The following is a 14,716-nucleotide window of genomic DNA, read 5'->3' as shown; positions in this document are numbered from 1 at the left end:
CGTCCGAGAGATAATTTGGTTCCGCCATGTCACCAGCTCCCGCTTGATCCGCCGCCGCCGAAACTGCCGCCGCCGCCGGAAAAGCCGCCGCCTCCGCCGCCCCAGCCGCCGCCACGGTCACCACCGCCGAACCCGCCGGGCATCCAGATGATAGGGCCGCCGATGCCATATCGCTGGCCACCTCGGGCTGCTCGGAAAATGGGCAGTATGAAGAAGAAAATGATGAACAGGATGAAGATCACATGCCCGAACGACAGGTCATCGCCCTGGTCGCGCTGCTGCTGATCCGCCTGCGCCGCGATTTTCTGCGCTTCCTCTGGAGGCAGGGTCAGCTGTTTGATGATCGCGTCCGTCCCCGCTTCGATCCCGCCTGCCATGTCGCCCGCCTTGAAGCGGGGCAGTATGTCATGGCTGATGATGAGGAAGCTCATCCCGTCAGTCAAAACCGGTTCAAGACCATAGCCGACTTCGATGCGGACCTTGCGTTCGTGCGGTGCGACGATCAGCAGGGCGCCGTTGTTATCGCCTTTCTGACCGATGCCCCAGGCACGGCCCAGGCGATAGCCATAGTCTTCGATGTCATAACCCTGCAGGTCCGGGATCGTCGCCACGACTAGCTGGCGGCGCGATTGCTGCTCCAGCGCGGCGAGCTTTTGCGTTAGGCGCGCTTCCTCGTCGTCTGGAATGATGTTCGCGGCATCGACCACGCGCCCGGTCAGCTTTGGGAAGTCCTGCGCCCATGCCGCCGATGGCCCCGCGAACAACGCGCAGAACGCAAGGAGGAAGGGCGCGAAGGGCCGCAGCACGGGAATCAGATCTTTCCTTCGAGGCTGGGCGCCACTTCCGCGCCCGGCGTGACAGACTTGTAAGGCACCAGCGGCTCCGCGCCCCGCAGTCGCGCGCCAATCATTGTGGGGAATGTGCGCACTTCGGTGTTATAGTCCTGCACCGCCGCGTTGTAATCACGGATGGAGATGCGGATGCGGTTTTCCTGGCCTTCAAGCTGGCTCTGCAGCATCTGGTAATTGGTGATGGACTTCAACTCGGGGTAAGCTTCCACGCTGGCCAGCAGCCGGCCCAGGCCCATTGAAAGCTGCCCCTGTGCGGCGGCATATTGCTGCATCTTGGCGGGGTCGTTCAGATCCTCGGCATTGACCTGGATAGAGGTGGCCTTGGCGCGGGCATCCATCACACCCGTGAGGATGGCTTTCTCCTGCGTCGCCGCGCCTTTGGCGACAGCGGCCAGATTGGGAACGAGGTTGGCACGTTCCTGGAACGCGGCCTGCACGTCAGCCCACTTAGCCTTGGCGACTTCCTGCTTGGTAGGCACCGAGTTGAAACCGCAAGCGGCAAGTGAAAGCGCCGCCAGCAGGGCAATGACGGCGCGGCCCTTGCGGGCGGCAAGCGACAGGGTCATGAACCTGATCCTCCTCTTGACGCTTGCCGGACCAAGCGCCTCCGCAGGATAGATAGCGTGCCTTCCCAACCGATCAACCAGGCGCGGCCCCGGGAACATCAACAATCGTTTTGTGCTGGAACTATGTCTGTGCAAAAAGAACGGGCAATCCGCGAGGGGGCAAGACATGACATTGTTTGACGAATTCAAGAAGTTCATCGCTCGTGGCAACGTGCTTGACCTGGCGGTGGGTGTGATGATCGGTGCCGCCTTCGGGAAGATCGTTACAGCGCTGACTGAAAACATCATCATGCCGGTGATCGGCTGGGCATTCGGCAGCATGGATTTTTCGAGATACTTCATCCGCCTCGGCCCGGTTCCGGCCGATTACAAAGGTCTTCCCACGGACTACGCTGCTCTCAAGGCGGCGGGTGTAGCGATGATCGGTTATGGCGAACTCATCACGCAGCTCGTCAATTTCCTCATCATCGCGCTGGTGCTGTTCCTGCTGGTGCGGTCGGTCAATAGGCTGGTCGACGAAGTGGAAAGAAAGAAGCAGGAGCCGGAGGAAGCCGCCAAGGCGCCTGCAGACCCCCAACTCGATACCTTGCGCGCAATTCTGGACGAACTGCGCAAGCAGCACGGGGCGTGAACGCGCTCACTTCACATTCATGATCGAAGCCCTATATGGGCACCTGCCGGTTTCGGCCGGCTATGACGATAAACTGCGCCGTGCAATAGACGCAGCGGACCCGGGGGCGGTACCCGGCGGCTCCACCACCAAACCCGTTGTCGCGGGGGTGATGATGGGGCCGAACTAGGATCGACGTGTGTTGAAAAGCGGTGTTTTCGTCCGGGCTGAGTAACCCGTTAAAGGCTCAAAACTCATAAGTGCCAACGACAACGAAGCACTTGCTCTCGCCGCGTAATTCTAGGGGCTAACGCCCTGAAGTTACAAAGCTAGAACGCGGTTGGACCCACCGGTCAACAGAAGCGGATTCCAGGGGCCCGGGGTGAGCCTGGCAACAGAATCACCCCACTTTCCATCGGTTCCCCAGATCGCCGCACGCCTCGCAACGCGGATCGGCGCGGGATCAAGGCGCAGCCTGCAAAGCCTGCATTCGGCGCAGGTAGCGGGCCAGAACGTCAATCTCCAGATTTACTTCGCTGCCCTTTTTCAAGGAACCGAGCGTCGTTACCTCGGCTGTGTGAGGGATGATGTTGACCGAGAAACGGCAGGTCCCGTCTGGTTGGTCAGTCACTTCATTGACTGTGAGCGAGACCCCATCAACCGTGATCGAACCCTTGGGTGCGAGGTAAGGCGCCAATTCGCAGGACGCGGCGAAGACGATGTTTCGAGAGGCGCCCTGCGGTGTCACAAGCTGTACCTTGCCTACGCCGTCAACATGGCCGGTTACGATATGGCCGCCCAGTTCCTCGCCCAGCTTGAGCGCTGGTTCGAGATTGAGCTGGGTGTCCACTGTCCAGCGGCCGGGAACCGTTCGCGTGACCGTTTCATCGGAAATGTCCGCCGCGAACCATGCGTCACCGGCCGCTCCGCCCTTGTCGATCACTGTCAGGCACGTGCCGGAACAGGCGATCGAGGCGCCGATGGCGATGCCGGCCGGATCGAACGGGCAAGCGATCACGGCGCGCAAGTCGCCGGTCCTGTGCGTTTCGTGGATGGTGCCGATGGCAGTGACTATTCCAGTGAACATGGAATTGCCTCGTAGACTTCGAGCGTGTCACTGCCAAGCTGCCGTCGCTCGGTCATGCGCCATTTCCCATGCGCTTCAGACAACGAGAGGAGGCCGAAGTCGCCTAGGGCGGGGCGGCCGCCGATGAGGATCGGCGCACGGTAGATCAGCAGGCGGTCGACAAGGCCAGCCGCGAGAAAAGCGGTGGCGGTGCCGGCGCCACCCTCCACAAAAAGGTACTGCGCCCCTTCCATCGCGGCGATCGCCTGGGGGGAGGGGAGCGCCCGCCAGCCCTCCGGCGCTTGACCGCCAGTCAGGACCCAGCGTTCGGGACTACGTTCGGCCAGCCCAGGCAAACGCACGTCAAGGCGGGGGCTATCCGCGCGCAGAGTGCCGCCGCCAACAAGGATCGCGTCCGCCTTCGCGCGCATGGCATGGGTGTGCGCGCGCGCCTGCGGGCCGGTGATCCACTGGCTCTTGCCGTTCGCCAGAGCGATACAGCCGTCAAGCGACATGGCCAGCTTGAGCGTAACTTCGGGGCGGCCAAGGCGTTTCTTGGCGAGATAACCTGACAAGCTGGCCTCACAGGCAACGGAAGGCCGATATTCTGCATCAATGCCAGCGCTGCGAATACGTTCGAGACCACTGCCGGCAGTGCGGGGGTCCGGGTCCATGCAGCCGATCACGACACGTGCAAGGCCCGAGCGGCAGATGAGATCCGCGCAGGCAGGGCCGCGGTCGGACTGGTGCGCGCAGGGTTCGAGCGTGACATAAAGCGTGGCGCCGCGCGCGGTCTTTCCAGCCGCCCGCAAGGCCGCCGCTTCGGCGTGAGGGCGGCCGCCCGGTTGCGTCCAGCCGCGAGCTATGACGAGACCATCCTTGACAAGGAGGGCTCCCACCGCCGGATTGGGGCGGCTCAGCGGCCGCGCGCGCGCGGCGACGGCTGCTGCTGCTGCCAGCCAGCGCGCATCCTCGCTCACCGGGGGGGCTGGTCCGGTGCAGACGCCGTGCGCCCTGCCTGAAGCGCCTGTCGCGCCCGTTCATTCTGCGCCCTCGCGGCGGCGGCGCGATCCGCGTCCCCTTCACGCGCGATTTTGTCAACATCCATGCCCGACATGCGGCCGATCGTCTTGTAGATGTTCCGCACGTCTTCCTCGCGCTTGGCCTGTTCCGCTTCCCAGGCGTCCTTGCGCTTCTGGTTGGCGATGTTCTCGGCCATAATTTCCGCGTCAGTGCGATGGGCGGGCAGCGTCGAGATGTAGATCACCTTGGGTGGGGGATGCGGTCCTTTTGCTTCCTGCGTGCTCATCAGGTAGAATACGCCGAAAGTGCAGGCGCCGGCCAGCGCCGCGAACCGCCAGCGGTTATGCCCGGCCTGCTTCCAGACTTCCATGAAGTCCGCAATCATCCCGCGAGGATTGACGTCTTTCCAGTAACCAGAGCGCTTGAATAGGGCCATGGCGCGTTATGTAGGCGCATGCCGGGTCAAGCGCTAGCCGAATGGGTGATGGAGTTCGCGCCCGTGCATCTTCAACCAGCGATTTGCTTCGTGGATCGAGCCTTCGAACAATTCGTTCAGGCATTGGTGAAAGGCCGGCGAATGATCGAAGTGAATGAGATGAGCCACCTCATGCGCCACCACGGAGCGGCGGACGAAATCGGGCGCCATGATAAGTCGCCAGTTGATCCGGATGGAACCGTTCGATGCGCATGAGCCCCAGCGGCGGCGCGCATTGGATAGCGCCAATGCCGGCCTCGCCTGTTCGGCGCGGGCACAATATTCCGTCAGATCTGCATCGAGGCTGCTCAGCGCCTCCGCTTGCAGCCAGCGCGCCACGCGCTGCGCGAGCGAGGTTTCAGGGCCGCCCACATGAAGCGCGCCTTCGGTTACTTTCGGCCGGCGCGCGCGTTTCGGATCGTGGATGAGGTGGAGAGGCTCGCCCCGGAACGACAGCAGCGATCCGGGCGACAAGGGGGTGAAGGCCGGCAGCGCCTGGACCTGCCGTGTCAGCCAGTCGCGACGGGATTGCGCAAAGGCCAGCGCCTCAACCGTGCGGCCCCAGCGCGGGATTGAGATCCTTACTTCGCTCCCATCAGGCGCCAGCCGCATCGTCATCCGGCGGGCACGATCGAGGCGGCGTACGATGACCGGCAAAGCCCGCCCGGCGACTTCCACCGTGGGTTCCCAGTGAGGATCGCGGTGCAGCCAGCCGAGCACGTTGTCAGTTCGCATCCCCGGAGGCATGGTGATCTTCGAACTCCGCTTCGTCCTCTTCGCCGTAAGGCCAGACGATATGATGTTCGAGCGGTCCGGCCACAGTTTCGCTGACGGCCTTTCCGGCAACTGATATGCCGGCCCGATGCACTGCTTCGCGATCGCCGCAGACAAGATAGTGCCAGTCGGGTAGGGGATCCCCCTCAGAACGAAGGCGATAAGCGCAACTGGGCGGAAGCCAAGAAAGCGAGCCGGCGTTCTCAGGCGTCAACCGCAGGCAATCGGGCACGAACTTTCGGCGATGCGCATAGTCGCTGCAGCGCGCTGTCTTCAGGTTCAGCAGCTTGCACGCCACGTTAGTGTGATAGATTTCGCCGGTATCGGCATCTTCTACCTTATGCAGGCAGCACTGGCCGCAGCCATCGCACAGCGCTTCCCATTCCTTCCGGTTCAACGATGAGAGCGGCCGCTCCCAGAATGGCTTTATTTCACCCATTTCACCAGTTCCGCCGCGACAGCATCGGGACCTTTATCGACCGGCAGCATGGACACCGGCTTGCCGTTCGGATCCATTAAGTAAGCGATGCGGCTGTGATCCATCAGGTATCCTCCCGCAGAGTCGGCGCCCCGCCTATAATAAACCGCGAAAGCATCGGCTGCCCGCTTTACTTGCGCCGGGGTGCCGGTCAGGCCCAGCAGGCGCGGTCCGAAGGCGGCGGTCCATTGTCCGATAATCTCGGGCGTGTCGCGCTGAGGGTCGATCGAGATGAAAATCGGCTGCACTTTGGCTGCAAGGCCGGCATGTTCTTTGTTGAACTGATTGAACCCGCGCATCATCGCTTGCACGTCCAGCGGGCAGGCGTCGGGACAGAATGTGTAGCCGAAATAGACAATGCGCCAGTGGCCCTTGAACTGGTCCCAGGTGACGGTCCTGCCGTTCCTGTCGGTCAACGTGAAAGGGCCGCCGATCCTCGCGCCTTCCAGTGGCGGCCTTTCGCGCTGCGGTTGCTGCTGGCAAGCGGTCAGGCTCAAGCCCAAGACGAGGAGGGCAGGTACAGTCAAACGGCGCAGGTATGTCATGGCGTGCCGGTTCATGCTCTGCTAAACGCCGCCATGCAAGGCGTGGCTGGGGAACCGCCCGGAAAATCAACAGAGTTCGGAGGAATTTCAAGGTGTCCAAGATCACGATCGGGAACGTACTGGCCATTTCGCGGGCGGCCCTGAAGATCGCCGTTCCCGCACTTGCCGTTGCGCTCCTGCTCTCTTCTCCGGCCCGCGCCGACTTTTCTGCAGGATACAAGTTTCTCGAATCGGTCAAGAAGAAGGAGGGGGACAAGGTCGAGCAGGCGATCATGGATTCCGCGCAAATCATCAATGCGCGCGACGTTTCGACCGGGCAGACCGCGTTGCACATTGTCACGCAGCGGCGAGACATGACATGGCTCGATTATCTTGTGGGGCACGGTGCCAACGTGAACCAGGGCGATGACCATGGGCTTACCCCCCTGCAGCTCGCGGTCAATCTCGGCTGGCGCGAAGGGGCCGAGTTCCTCGTCGAACACGGAGCGCAGACGGGTATCTCCAACGATGCGGGTGAAACGCCGCTGATCTCGGCGGTGCATCGGCGGGATCTGCAATTGATGAAGATCCTGCTTCAGGCCGGCGCCGATCCCGATCGTTCCGACAATTCCGGCCGGAGCGCTCGCGATTATGCGAAAGTGGAGGGAGAGGGCAGCAGCCTGCTTTCGACCATCGATGCTTACGCAAAGAAGGGGGCGTCGAAATCCTCCAAGCCGGTTTACGGGCCAACCTTCTGAAAGCGCGATTCATGAAAGACCCCGCCATTCTTGATGCGCTGCGGATGCAACTGGCCCCGGCGATTGCCGATGCCGCCGCTTTCGACGGTTGGAGCAAAGAAGCGGTCGCGCAGGCTGCCGCCGCGACGGGCACGGACTGTGCCCTTGCCGCCTTTGCATTTCGCGACGGAGCCATGGCGATGATCTCCGCCTGGATCGATCACATCGATGCGCAGATGGCGACCGCGGTGCTGGCCGCTTCGCTGGCCGGCTTGCCCGTGCGCGAACGCATCCGCCGGCTGGTTATGGCTCGCCTTGACGCCGCGACGGGCCGGGAAGAGGCGCTCACGCGGGCGCTGGCGGTCATGGCGATGCCTCAACACCTCGCCGCCTCCGCGAGGCTGGGCTGGCGCAGCGCGGATGCGATGTGGCGCCTCTCTGGGGATACTGCGACCGATTACAACCACTATACCAAGCGTGCGATCCTGGCTGGCATCTACGCCGCCACGCTGAACGTCTTCGCGCGCGACACCAGCGAGGGTAAAGCGGACACCCGCGCCTTCCTGGATCGTCGGATCGAGGGGATTATCCGCTTTGAAAAGGCCAAGGCGCAACTCCTGCGCAAACCGGACGAGCGTTTCAGTGTGGCGCGGTTGCTGGGGCGTCTGCGCTATCCGGCCCGCTGATGAGCTAACCGATTGCTGTCGACCGACGGATTGTCGCGATTTTTCACTCCGGCCATGCAATTTGATTTGTGACAATGACATGCGCTGAAAGTTATTGCGAACCAGTTGCAAATGATCTCGCAATCTGGCAGCGCTGTTTTCATGACTCTTGACGTGCTTCCTATCGGTCACAGCGCCCGCATCGTTGCGGTCGACTGGCCGGCCCTGGTTCCCGAAGAGGGGCGTCGTCTGCGCGCTCTGGGGCTTGAGGAGGGCGCGCGCGTGGCGGTTTCTCACCGCGGCGTGCTGTGGGGCAAAGATCCCATGGCGATCACTGTGGGTCGCATGACGGTCGCGGTGCGGCGTGCGCATGCCGCCGCGATGAAAGTGGAGATGCTGCAAGGGGCCGGCGCGTGAGCCGTCAGCGCAAGGTCGCGCTTGTCGGCAATCCCAATGCCGGTAAAAGCGCGCTGTTCAATGCGTTGACCGGCGCCCGGCAGAAGATTGCGAATTATCCGGGCGTCACTGTCGAGCGCAAGTCCGGCCGCTTCGTGTTGCCTACCGGCGAACCGGTGGAGATGACCGATCTGCCTGGCGCCTATGGCCTCGATCCCACCAGCCCCGATGAGGAAGTGACTTCGAAGGTCATTCGCGGCGCCTTTCCCGGCGAGGCGATTCCCGATGTGCTGGTGGTGGTGCTTGACGCTTCCAACCTGGAGCAACACCTCGTTTTCGCGCAGGAAGTGCTGGCGCTTGGCAAGCCTACCGTCATCGCGCTCAATATGGTGGACCTGGCCGAGCGTGACGGGCTCGTGCTCGACTCCGCCGTATTGGAGGAAGAACTAGGTGTCAGAGTAATTCCCACCGTCGCGGTCCGGCGGCGCGGCCTTGCGGAACTGGGTGAGGCGATCGCCTCAGCCGAAATGCGCGATGCCGGACCCGGCCTCACGGACCTGGGACCGACAGAGCGGAGAGTCGCGGCGCACGCCATGGCGGATGCGGCGATCCTGTCCGAATCGAAGCGTCATCGCCTCCATGCCCGGCTGGACCGCCTGCTGCTTAACCCCTGGGCCGGACCGGTGATTCTTCTGGCGCTGCTGTTCGTGGTGTTCCAGGCCGTGTTCGCGTGGGCCACGCCGTTTGCCGACGCGCTCGACGCTGGGGTGACCTGGCTGCATGACGGCGTGAAAGCGACATTGCCCGGCGGGATGCTGCGCGATCTCATCACGGATGGCGTCATCTCGGGCGTGGGCTCGGTGGTGGTGTTCCTGCCGCAGATCGTGATCCTGTTCTTCTTCATCCTGGCCATGGAGGCTTCGGGCTACATGGCTCGCGCCGCTTTCCTGATGGATCGCATGATGGCCCGCGTGGGTCTGTCCGGCCGCAGTTTCATCCCGCTGCTTTCCAGCTTCGCCTGCGCGATTCCGGGGATCATGGCGACCCGCTCGATCACTGATTCCAAGGATCGGCTGACGACGATCCTGATCGCGCCGATGATGACCTGCTCCGCGCGTCTGCCGGTCTATGCCGTCATTATCGCCGCGTTCATTCCCAACACTAACGTGGGGGGCGGGATCGGCCTTCAGGGGCTCGTGCTTTTCGCGCTTTATGTGGCCGGAGTGGTCGGCGCGATGGTGGTGGCCACGGTTCTGCGACGCTCCGTCACGAAAGGCGCGGCGTCCGGTTTTATCATGGAATTGCCGAAGTACCAGCTTCCGCGCGTTAAGGATCTGGCGATCGGCCTGTGGCAGCGTGCCTGGATCTTTCTGCGCCGGGCCGGCACGATCATCTTCACGGTTGCCGTGGTGCTTTGGGTTTTTCTCAATTTCCCGCAGGCGAAACCTGGCCAGAGCCAGGTTGACGCTTCGATCGCGGGGCATATCGCCAATGGCCTTGCAGTGGTGGTGGAGCCGATCGGTTTCAATCGCGACATGGCGCTGGCGCTGATCCCCGCCATGGCCGCGCGCGAGGTCGCGGTCTCTTCGCTGGCGACGACTTACGCCGTCGACGCGCCCAAGGACGACGTGCAGCGCGCAACGCAACTGGGCAACCAACTCAGGCACCGGTGGACGCTGCCGATGGCGTTGGCGTTCCTGGCGTGGTTCGTCTTCGCGCCACAATGTATGTCGACGATCGCGGTCACGCGGCGCGAGACGAACGGTTGGAAATGGCCGGCATTCATGCTCGCTTATCTGTTCGGCCTGGCTTATCTTGCGGCGGGCCTGACATACTGGATCGCGGCGGCGGCGGGGCTGTAGAAAACCGGCTGACCGGACTCGCTCCCGGTGACGCCGTTCGCTAATCCGTTTCGCAAGAATTCAGAAGAAAGCGATTCCCGATGGCAGGCAGCGTCAACAAGGTCATTCTCGTCGGCAACCTGGGGGCCGACCCCGAGGTCAAGTCGTTCCAGAACGGCGGGCGCATCGCCAACTTGCGCATCGCCACGTCCGAAACCTGGAAGGACCGCCAGACCGGGGAGCGCAAGGAGCGCACCGAATGGCATAGCGTGGTGCTGCAGTCGGACGGCTTGGTCGGCGTGGCCGAGCGCTATCTGCGCAAAGGCAGCAAGGTCTACATCGAGGGTCAGCTTCGCACGCGCAAGTGGCAGGACCAGAGCGGCAATGACCGCTATACCACCGAGATTTCGGTCGGTGGCATGGGCGGTGTGCTGACTATGCTCGATGGGGCTCCCGGCAGCGGCGGCGGTTCTGGCGGCGGCTCCAGCAGCGGTCAGCGCGGCGGCGGTTGGAACGAAGGCGGCGCCTCTGTCGGCGGTCGTTCGGGCGGCGATGATTGGGGCCGCACCGGCGGTGCTTCGTCCGGCAGTTTTGGTGACGATCTGGACGACGATATCCCGTTCTGACCGGGCAGCCGGATCACGTTTTCGCGCCGTACCGGCTATCCGTCGTTTTCTCGCTTCAGTCCTTTGAGCGTCGCGAATGGGCCGTGATCTTCCGGCGCGCCGATCCCCGCCGCTGCGCGGGCGGCATCGGCTCCAGGGCCGGTGAGATAGGGATCGATGGCAAGTCCGAGGCTTTGCGCCACCGCTTCGCCCAGATCAAAATGGGTGCCGGCATATTCGATTTCGTCGCAATCGTCGGCATTGATTTCCACTTCCTCGTCCGGCACGCGAGAGGTCTTTGCGGGCACGAAACGAAAGAACAGTTCTTCGTCGATTGAGACCGGCAGGTCGTCCGCCGATACGGCGCACGATTGGATAATCTTCGCCTTCAGGCGTCCGCGAGCTTCCACCGTGCGGTCATGCCGGGCAAGATCGAGATCGGCCACAAGACTGTCGATACGCACCAGGCCGAAACGCGTAGCCAGCGCAGTGCGTTCGAGTTCCGTAGCTTCCAGATGGGGCTGCTTGCCTTCGACCTGGCGCACATCGAACAAGCGGGATAATTCGGGCGTGCTCATCGCTCTATCCTCGCGCCTAGCATGTCTTCGTTCGAAAGCACGTCGATCTGACCATGCAGGCGGCGTACTTCGGCGGCAAGGCGGGCTTTGTCAGCGTGCTCGGTCAAAGTCACATTGCGCTCCAGCGCCGCAACCAGCGCCGCGTCGTCCTGCCGCAGAGCGTCGCGCAGCGCGCCGATCCGCCCCCCCAGCACGCTCATCAGCTTGCCGATATGCTTGCCCACGACAAGGTCGCCGATACCGGACTGCCGAAGCTGGCCGTCCATGTCGTCAACAAACAGCTCGATCAGCCGTGCCGAAGGTTCGATCAGCGTGTCATCATCATTTTTGTCGCGTTCCATCCGTAGCATGACGAGCGCGAGCACCATGGTCACCGCGTCGAAACGGCCCGGCACGGTGTCGGCCACCCCGCAATCCGCATACCATGGTTTCTCGCGCGCGATCTCCACCACGCGGCGCCAGAGGGGACGGACCTCCTCACGAGAGTGACGGGGCTTGCCGAGAATGCGGGAGATCAGAGACATCGGGGATAAGAGCCTTTTCGTTCAGCGGCAATTCAATCGATCCTGGCCAACGCCCATTGCGCGGGCGCTTGCTGGGCCTTAAGGCCAAGGGCGATATATGGCACGAATACCGGCTGGCAATGGCGCAGTGGTATCCGGCGGGCTTGGAGTGTGAAAATGCGCAAGGTTGGTCCCAAGATCAGGGCGGCGGGCATGGCGGTGGCGCTGGCGGTCCTGGCCGGTGGCTGCTCCTCGATCCGCGATCATCGGGGTTACCTGATCGACCAGACTCTGCTCGATTCGATCCAGCCCGGCATCGACAACCGGATGTCGGTGGAAAAGACGTTGGGCCGTCCCACTTTCGTAAGTCAGTTCGGGCAGCAGGATTACTACTACGTCTCGCAGACGGTGAAGACACCGGCCTTCAACCGCCCGCGCACCACGCAGGAAACGATTCTGCGTGTGCGCTTCGATGCGAACGGCAATGTGGCCGCCGTGGATAAGCGCGGCATGGAGCAGGTCGCGCGGATCAGTCCTGAGGGGAACAAAACGCCGACGCTGGGTCGCAAGCGTGGGTTGCTCGAGGATCTATTCGGAAATATCGGCGCCGTGGGGGCGGGCGGCATGGGTGGCACTCAGGCGCCGACCGGTCCGGGGCCGAACGGAAGCTGACGGCATACGATTAAGTGGTTAGCGGTCATGGCTTGAACATGACCGGACGCGGCATATATGCCCCGCATGAATAATGACGGGGCGAGCCACGGCCTTATCCAGTGGCACGGCACTACCATCATCGGCGTCAAGAAGGGCGGCAAGACTGTCATCGCCGGTGACGGCCAGGTTTCCATGGGCAATACGGTGATGAAGCCGAACGCGCGCAAGGTGCGTCGCATCGGTGAGGGGGAGCAGGTCATCGCTGGTTTTGCCGGAGCTACCGCTGATGCCTTTACCCTGTTCGAGCGGCTGGAGCGTAAGCTGGAGCAATATCGCGGCCAGCTTATGCGCGCGGCCGTGGAACTCGCCAAGGACTGGCGTACCGACAAGTACCTGCGCAATCTCGAAGCGCTGATGATCGTCGCGGACACGGACACCTTGCTGGTGCTTACCGGCAATGGTGACGTGCTGGAGCCCGAAGGCGGCATCGCCGCGATCGGCTCTGGAGGGAACTACGCTCTGGCCGCCGCTCGCGCCCTTGACGCTTATGAGGATGATGCCGAGACCATCGCCCGCAAGGCGATGCAGGTCGCGGCGGATATCTGCGTGTTCACGAACGATCGCGTTACGGTCGAAACAGTTTGACTTTCGCTTGATTCCATTCCTGCCAAGCCCTTCGACTGCCGCAAGAAGGCGCGCGAAAGGCTTGGCAGGAACGGATATTTGGAATTGGTATGAACGACAATCTCACTCCCAAGGCCATTGTTCGCGCGCTTGACGAACATATCGTCGGCCAGGCTGAGGCCAAGAAGGCCGTTGCCGTGGCGCTGCGCAATAGGTGGCGCCGTCAGCGCCTGCCGCTTGATCTGCGGGATGAAGTGACGCCCAAAAACATCCTGATGATCGGCCCCACGGGTTGCGGCAAGACCGAAATCAGCCGCCGCCTCGCGAAGCTGGCGGAGGCACCCTTCGTCAAGGTCGAAGCGACCAAGTTCACCGAAGTCGGCTATGTCGGCCGCGATGTGGAGCAGATCGCTCGCGATCTGGTTGAGGAGGCAATCCGCCTGGAAAAGGACCGCCGCCGCGAAGCCGTGCGGGAAGCCGCCAGCAAGGCGGCGATGGATCGCCTCCTTAACGCTCTGGTTGGCGAGGGGGCTTCGGAGGCCACTCGGGCTGCCTTTCATCAGCGCATCGTCGAAAATGCGATGAATGAGACTGAGGTTGAGATCGAAGTGGAGGACAGTCCCACCGCGCCGATGGAGATACCCGGCATGGGCGGCTCGGTCGGAATGATTAACTTGTCCGACATCATGGGCAAAGCCTTCGGTGGCCCCCGGATGAAGCGCCGCAAGATGAAAGTGCCGGACGCATGGGACAAGCTGGTCGACGAAGAGTCGGAAAAGCGGATGGACCAGGACGATGTCGCCCGCGTCGCTCTTCAGAACGCGGAGACGAACGGCATCGTCTTCCTTGACGAGATCGACAAGATCGCCGTTTCCGACGTGCGCGGCGGCTCTGTGTCACGCGAGGGGGTGCAGCGGGACCTGCTGCCGCTCATCGAAGGGACGACGGTGGCGACCAAATATGGGCCGATGAAGACGGACCACGTGCTGTTCATAGCCAGCGGCGCATTTCACGTAGCTAAGCCCGCCGATCTGCTTCCCGAATTGCAGGGCCGCTTGCCGATCCGGGTTGAGTTGAAGGCTTTGACCGAAGAGGATTTCGTGCGCATTCTCTCGGAGACGCGAGCCAACCTCGTCACGCAGTATAAGGCGTTGCTCGGGGCGGAGGATGTGACAGTGGACATCACGTCCGACGCCATCCGTGAAGTGGCGCGGATCGCGGCGCAAGTAAACGAAAGCATCGAGAACATCGGCGCTCGCCGCTTGCAGACGGTGATGGAAAAGCTGCTTGAAGAGCTTAGCTTCGAAGCGGAAGACCGTATCGGCGAGATGGTGACGATCGACCAGGCTTATGTGCTTGAAAAGCTCCAAGGGCTGGCAAGCAACGCCGATCTTTCGAAATACATCTTGTAAAGCCGAGGTCCGGTTCGGCGGGATGCCTTCAATTCCGCCGCGTTCCCATCAGTTCCATCGCGCCGAACATGCCCGCCCTGACCGTTCCGGTCAGCTTGTCACCGTCGATTGTCGCGATGCAATCGAGGTTCATGGGCATCGGCATGGTCATCTTCATCTGCCAGCTCAGCGTGTTGCCGCTGATCCGGCCGGCTTTGATCTCCATTGCGCCAAGATCGCCCGCAATGTGGCCGGTAAAAGATGCCTCGTCGTCGACAATGATGGTCAATACGCCCTTTTGAGGGCCGAGTGGCGTCTGAGTAACGCAGTCATAGGTTCCGGCAAGAGGCATATG

General features: G+C 62.5%; 20 protein-coding genes and 1 other RNA gene. 10 read left to right on the top strand and 11 right to left on the bottom strand.

From position 1 onward, the window contains the following. Positions 1 to 29 precede the first annotated feature (29 nt). Both V7D69_RS08665 and V7D69_RS08660 read right to left on the bottom strand, forming a co-directional pair. Complete coding sequence (locus V7D69_RS08665) at positions 30 to 806, bottom strand: TPM domain-containing protein (protein ID WP_442947048.1); 777 nt, start codon at positions 804 to 806, stop codon at positions 30 to 32. Positions 807 to 811: 5 nt separating this feature from the next. Further along, complete coding sequence (locus V7D69_RS08660) at positions 812 to 1,417, bottom strand: LemA family protein (protein ID WP_333605588.1); 606 nt, start codon at positions 1,415 to 1,417, stop codon at positions 812 to 814. 166 nt (positions 1,418 to 1,583) lie between these two features. Between V7D69_RS08660 and mscL the strand changes: the two genes are divergently transcribed. Continuing rightward, positions 1,584 to 2,048 carry a large conductance mechanosensitive channel protein MscL gene (gene mscL / locus V7D69_RS08655; RefSeq protein WP_324062685.1) on the top strand — a complete coding sequence of 155 codons (465 nt, stop codon included), beginning with the start codon at positions 1,584 to 1,586 and terminating at the stop codon, positions 2,046 to 2,048. A 6-nt stretch (positions 2,049 to 2,054) separates the two neighbouring features. Next, positions 2,055 to 2,398, top strand: a transfer-messenger RNA (tmRNA) gene (ssrA, locus tag V7D69_RS08650). A 92-nt stretch (positions 2,399 to 2,490) separates the two neighbouring features. On the opposite strand, the gene V7D69_RS08645 is transcribed toward ssrA, so the two are convergent. From V7D69_RS08645 to V7D69_RS08620, 6 genes are read right to left on the bottom strand one after another with little or no spacing between them, the layout of a single operon-like run. Beyond that, a complete protein-coding gene (locus tag V7D69_RS08645) occupies positions 2,491 to 3,114 on the bottom strand; it encodes a riboflavin synthase (protein WP_333605587.1) in 624 nt (207 codons plus the stop codon). Continuing rightward, on the bottom strand, positions 3,099 to 4,073 hold the full coding sequence (ribD, locus tag V7D69_RS08640) for a bifunctional diaminohydroxyphosphoribosylaminopyrimidine deaminase/5-amino-6-(5-phosphoribosylamino)uracil reductase RibD (RefSeq protein ID WP_333605586.1): 975 nt from the start codon (positions 4,071 to 4,073) through the stop codon (positions 3,099 to 3,101). Before ribD ends, V7D69_RS08645 begins: the two co-directional genes overlap by 16 nt. Beyond that, positions 4,070 to 4,552 carry a hypothetical protein gene (locus V7D69_RS08635; RefSeq protein WP_333605585.1) on the bottom strand — a complete coding sequence of 161 codons (483 nt, stop codon included), beginning with the start codon at positions 4,550 to 4,552 and terminating at the stop codon, positions 4,070 to 4,072. Before V7D69_RS08635 ends, ribD begins: the two co-directional genes overlap by 4 nt. Before the next feature lie 33 nt (positions 4,553 to 4,585). Continuing rightward, entirely contained in the window at positions 4,586 to 5,326 is a 741-nt protein-coding gene (locus tag V7D69_RS08630) for a M48 family metallopeptidase (protein ID WP_333605584.1), read from the bottom strand. After that, positions 5,316 to 5,804: a YcgN family cysteine cluster protein gene (locus tag V7D69_RS08625; RefSeq protein WP_324062695.1), complete on the bottom strand. Its 489-nt coding sequence runs from the start codon at positions 5,802 to 5,804 to the stop codon at positions 5,316 to 5,318. Before V7D69_RS08625 ends, V7D69_RS08630 begins: the two co-directional genes overlap by 11 nt. Further along, positions 5,792 to 6,403, bottom strand: a complete 612-nt coding sequence (locus tag V7D69_RS08620) for an SCO family protein (protein WP_324062697.1) — start codon at positions 6,401 to 6,403, stop codon at positions 5,792 to 5,794. The genes V7D69_RS08625 and V7D69_RS08620 overlap by 13 nt, the downstream gene beginning before the upstream one ends. Positions 6,404 to 6,480: 77 nt before the next feature. Here V7D69_RS08620 and V7D69_RS08615 point away from each other — a divergent pair, with 77 nt between their 5' ends. The 5 genes from V7D69_RS08615 (at position 6,481) to ssb (ending at position 10,632) form a co-directional block, all read left to right on the top strand. Further along, a complete protein-coding gene (locus V7D69_RS08615) occupies positions 6,481 to 7,125 on the top strand; it encodes an ankyrin repeat domain-containing protein (protein ID WP_324062699.1) in 645 nt (214 codons plus the stop codon). 11 nt (positions 7,126 to 7,136) lie between these two features. After that, a complete protein-coding gene (locus V7D69_RS08610) occupies positions 7,137 to 7,790 on the top strand; it encodes a COQ9 family protein (protein WP_333605583.1) in 654 nt (217 codons plus the stop codon). Positions 7,791 to 7,931: 141 nt separating this feature from the next. Then, entirely contained in the window at positions 7,932 to 8,186 is a 255-nt protein-coding gene (locus V7D69_RS08605) for a FeoA family protein (protein ID WP_324062703.1), read from the top strand. Further along, a complete protein-coding gene (gene feoB, locus V7D69_RS08600; RefSeq protein ID WP_333605582.1) occupies positions 8,183 to 10,027 on the top strand; it encodes a ferrous iron transporter B in 1,845 nt (614 codons plus the stop codon). The genes V7D69_RS08605 and feoB overlap by 4 nt, the downstream gene beginning before the upstream one ends. A gap of 80 nt (positions 10,028 to 10,107) precedes the next feature. Then, positions 10,108 to 10,632: a single-stranded DNA-binding protein gene (gene ssb / locus V7D69_RS08595; RefSeq protein ID WP_333605581.1), complete on the top strand. Its 525-nt coding sequence runs from the start codon at positions 10,108 to 10,110 to the stop codon at positions 10,630 to 10,632. 35 nt (positions 10,633 to 10,667) lie between these two features. On the opposite strand, the gene V7D69_RS08590 is transcribed toward ssb, so the two are convergent. Both V7D69_RS08590 and V7D69_RS08585 read right to left on the bottom strand, forming a co-directional pair. Then, complete coding sequence (locus tag V7D69_RS08590) at positions 10,668 to 11,189, bottom strand: YceD family protein (RefSeq protein ID WP_324064784.1); 522 nt, start codon at positions 11,187 to 11,189, stop codon at positions 10,668 to 10,670. Beyond that, on the bottom strand, positions 11,186 to 11,713 hold the full coding sequence (locus tag V7D69_RS08585) for a ubiquinol-cytochrome C chaperone family protein (RefSeq protein WP_324064783.1): 528 nt from the start codon (positions 11,711 to 11,713) through the stop codon (positions 11,186 to 11,188). The genes V7D69_RS08590 and V7D69_RS08585 overlap by 4 nt, the downstream gene beginning before the upstream one ends. 156 nt (positions 11,714 to 11,869) lie before the next feature. Between V7D69_RS08585 and V7D69_RS08580 the strand changes: the two genes are divergently transcribed. The 3 genes from V7D69_RS08580 (at position 11,870) to hslU (ending at position 14,382) form a co-directional block, all read left to right on the top strand. Then, entirely contained in the window at positions 11,870 to 12,364 is a 495-nt protein-coding gene (locus V7D69_RS08580) for an outer membrane protein assembly factor BamE (protein WP_324064782.1), read from the top strand. A 66-nt stretch (positions 12,365 to 12,430) separates the two neighbouring features. Next, positions 12,431 to 12,991 (top strand): ATP-dependent protease subunit HslV, encoded by a 561-nt coding sequence (gene hslV / locus V7D69_RS08575; protein WP_324064787.1) that lies wholly within the window; start codon positions 12,431 to 12,433, stop codon positions 12,989 to 12,991. A gap of 89 nt (positions 12,992 to 13,080) precedes the next feature. Continuing rightward, a complete protein-coding gene (gene hslU, locus V7D69_RS08570) occupies positions 13,081 to 14,382 on the top strand; it encodes an ATP-dependent protease ATPase subunit HslU (protein WP_333605580.1) in 1,302 nt (433 codons plus the stop codon). 28 nt (positions 14,383 to 14,410) lie between these two features. Here the strand turns inward: hslU and V7D69_RS08565 are convergent, their stop codons facing one another. Beyond that, entirely contained in the window at positions 14,411 to 14,713 is a 303-nt protein-coding gene (locus V7D69_RS08565) for a hypothetical protein (protein ID WP_324064780.1), read from the bottom strand. Positions 14,714 to 14,716: the final 3 nt, after the last annotated feature.

This window comes from Novosphingobium sp., from assembly GCF_036733805.1.
In the GTDB taxonomy this organism is placed as follows: domain Bacteria; phylum Pseudomonadota; class Alphaproteobacteria; order Sphingomonadales; family Sphingomonadaceae; genus Novosphingobium.
This window is presented reverse-complemented; position numbering and strand designations above follow the sequence as displayed.